Below are 2,768 nucleotides of genomic sequence, written 5' to 3' on the forward strand. Positions count from 1 at the left end.
AACTTCATGAATAGCGAATACCAAGCGTTGCTGGCCACCCTGCGCGAGGAAGAAAAAGACGTCGTCGACAACTGGCTTGACGAAGCGCAGCTGGTCGACGCCGGCGCGCGCCGCGCCGCCCAGACCGAGGCGACCGACATCCTGCGCCAGCTGCGCGACGCACTGCAAGCCGATGCCGACCCCGCACGCTTTGAGGCCTCCGCCTGGGCGGGCCTGCGCGACACGCTGAACGCGCTGTCGAAAACGCGTGCGGCCAAGGGCCAGTCTGCGGCCGAGACCAGCCTGTTCGTGCTGGCGCTGAAGAAGCCGCTGTTCGCCGCCGTGCAGCGCCGCCTGAACACCGACCCCGCCGCCATGGCGAACGCGCTGTGGGCGCTGTCCACCACCATCGACAAGCTGGCGCAGCACACCGTGGGCACCTTCCAGCAGGCGCGCGAGGAAATCATTCGCCGCCAGCAGGAAGAGTTGCTCGAGCTCTCCACCCCCGTGGTGAAGCTGTGGGACGGCGTGCTCGCCGTGCCCATGATCGGCGTGCTCGACAGCAGCCGCACGCAGATGGTGATGGAAGCCTTGCTGCAGCGCATCGTGGAAACCGGCTCCGAGCTGGCCATCATCGACATCACCGGCGTGCCCACGGTCGACACGCTGGTGGCGCAGCACCTGCTGAAGACGGTCACCGCCATTCGCCTGATGGGCGCGGACTGCATCATCAGCGGCATTCGCCCGCAGATTGCGCAGACCATCGTGCACCTGGGCATCGACCTGCAGGGCGTGCGCACCAAGGCCACGCTGGCCGACGCGCTGGCGCTGGCGCTGCAGCAGACCGGCTGGCGCGTGACGCGCGGGCCTGTCGGTTCTGGCGCTGCCGCTGGCAGCACGGCCGAAAAGTAAGCGGCACGCCATGGACCGCATTCCAATTCTTCGCATGGGCGACACCTTGCTGGTGACCATCCAGGTCGACATGCAGGACCAGACCGCCCTCACCCTGCAGGACGACCTGGCCAACCGCATCGCGGCCACCGGCGCCTCGGGCGTGATGATCGACATCTCGGCGCTGGAAATCGTCGACTCGTTCGTGGGTCGCATGCTCACCAGCATCTCGGGCATCGCGCGCATCCTGTCGGCCACCACGGTGGTGGTGGGCATGCAGCCGGCGGTGGCCATCACGCTGGTGGAGCTCGGGCTGTCGCTCGAGGGTGTGAAGACGGCGCTCAACGTGGAGCGCGGCATGGAGCTTCTTCGGCGTTCACGGCTGGAGAACGTCCTTGGCCATTGAACTCACCGGCACCTTGCCGCTTCTGACCGAGCAGAACATCGTCGCGAGCCGCCAGATGGTGCGCGCGCTGTGTCTGGAACTGAAGCTCTCGCTGGTCGACCAGACCAAGATGATCACCGCCGCCAGCGAGCTCTCGCGCAATACGCTGATCCACGGCGGCGGCGGGCGCATGCGCTGGGAGTTCGTGGAGCGCAACGGCCGGCGCGGCCTGCTGCTGCACTTCGAGGACGAAGGCCCCGGCATCGCCGACCTGGCGCTCGCGCTCACCGACGGCTGGACCAGCGGCAGCGGCATGGGCCTGGGCCTGCCGGGCAGCAAGCGGCTGGTGAACGACTTCGACATCGCCTCGGCGGCCGGCGAAGGCACCCGCGTGAGCATCACCAAGTGGAAGTAGCCGCGGTCACCCTGCGGGGCTGGACCCACAGGGCCTTTCCGATGGACGACGCCAGCCGCGTCGGCGAGGCCCGGCGCCACGCCGCGCAGGCCGTGGCGGCGCTGGGCTGGAACGAGACCGACGCCGGCCGGCTCGCGCTGGTGGTGACCGAGCTGTGCACCAATCTGCAACGCCACGCGAAAAACGGGCGGCTGCTGGTGGCGGTGCGCCCCGGGCAGGGCGCACCGGACACGGCCGACGAAGTGGAGCTGATTTCCATCGACGAAGGCCCCGGCATCCCCGACATCGCGCTGGCGATGCGCGACGGCCATTCGTCTGGCAGCACGCCGGGCACGGGCCTGGGCGCGGTGCGCCGCCTGGCAAACGACTTCGACATTCACTCCGCGGTGCCCGAGGGCACCGTGAGCGTGGCGCGGGTGCGGCCCACGCCGGCGGCGGAGACGGTTGACGGCGCGCCGTCTTGGCTGTCGGCCCCGCTGCACATCGGCGCCATCTGCCTGCCCGCGCCGCACGAGACGGTCAGCGGCGACGGCTGGGCCGCCGCGATGCATGGCGGAACCAACCACCATGGCGGACAAGGCGACCAGCAGCTCACCATGCTGATGGCCGACGGCCTGGGCCACGGCCCCGAGGCGGCCAAGGCTTCGCAAGCCGCCACGGCCACCTTTGCCGCGGCGCCCGACGCCGACCTGCGCGACACCGTGCAAAGCGTGCACCGCGCGCTGCAGACCACGCGCGGCGCCGCCGTGTGCGCGCTGCGCGTGGACACCGCCGCCGCCAGCGTCAGCTACTGCGGCGCCGGCAACATCGTGGGGCGGGTGCTTTCGGGGGTGTTCGACAAGTCCCTGGTCACCCAGCACGGTACCGCCGGCATGCAGATCCGCAAGCCCGAGACCACCTCGCTCGCGCTCCCTGCGCATGCGCTGGTGGTGCTGCACAGCGACGGCATCGAGACCCGCTGGAGCGTGGACGCCATCCGGCCCCTGCTGCAGAAGGATCCCACGCTGGTGGCGGCCGTTCTTTTGCGCGACCATACCCGGCACCGCGACGACGCCACCGTCGTCGTGATCCGCCAAAAGGAATAACCGATGAACAGCA

4 protein-coding genes are annotated in these 2,768 nt (G+C 69.6%); all 4 read left to right on the plus strand.

Annotated features, from left to right (window positions below; genetic code table 11):
• The first annotated feature begins 6 nt into the window (after nt 1-6).
• The 4 genes from QTI51_RS38870 to QTI51_RS38885 are packed head-to-tail and all read left to right on the plus strand — an operon-like array spanning nt 7 to nt 2,755.
• A complete protein-coding gene (locus QTI51_RS38870) occupies nt 7-891 on the plus strand; it encodes an STAS domain-containing protein (protein WP_286518448.1) in 885 nt (294 codons plus the stop codon).
• A 10-nt stretch (nt 892-901) separates the two neighbouring features.
• Nucleotides 902-1,276, plus strand: a complete 375-nt coding sequence (locus QTI51_RS38875) for an STAS domain-containing protein (RefSeq protein WP_116914559.1) — start codon at nt 902-904, stop codon at nt 1,274-1,276.
• Nucleotides 1,266-1,670: an anti-sigma regulatory factor gene (locus tag QTI51_RS38880; protein WP_132749244.1), complete on the plus strand. Its 405-nt coding sequence runs from the start codon at nt 1,266-1,268 to the stop codon at nt 1,668-1,670. Before QTI51_RS38875 ends, QTI51_RS38880 begins: the two co-directional genes overlap by 11 nt.
• A 41-nt stretch (nt 1,671-1,711) precedes the next feature.
• A complete protein-coding gene (locus QTI51_RS38885) occupies nt 1,712-2,755 on the plus strand; it encodes an ATP-binding SpoIIE family protein phosphatase (RefSeq protein ID WP_286518451.1) in 1,044 nt (347 codons plus the stop codon).
• Nucleotides 2,756-2,768: the final 13 nt, after the last annotated feature.

Origin of the sequence: Variovorax sp. J22G73, assembly GCF_030317035.1 — a bacterium.
In the GTDB taxonomy this organism is placed as follows: domain Bacteria; phylum Pseudomonadota; class Gammaproteobacteria; order Burkholderiales; family Burkholderiaceae_C; genus Variovorax.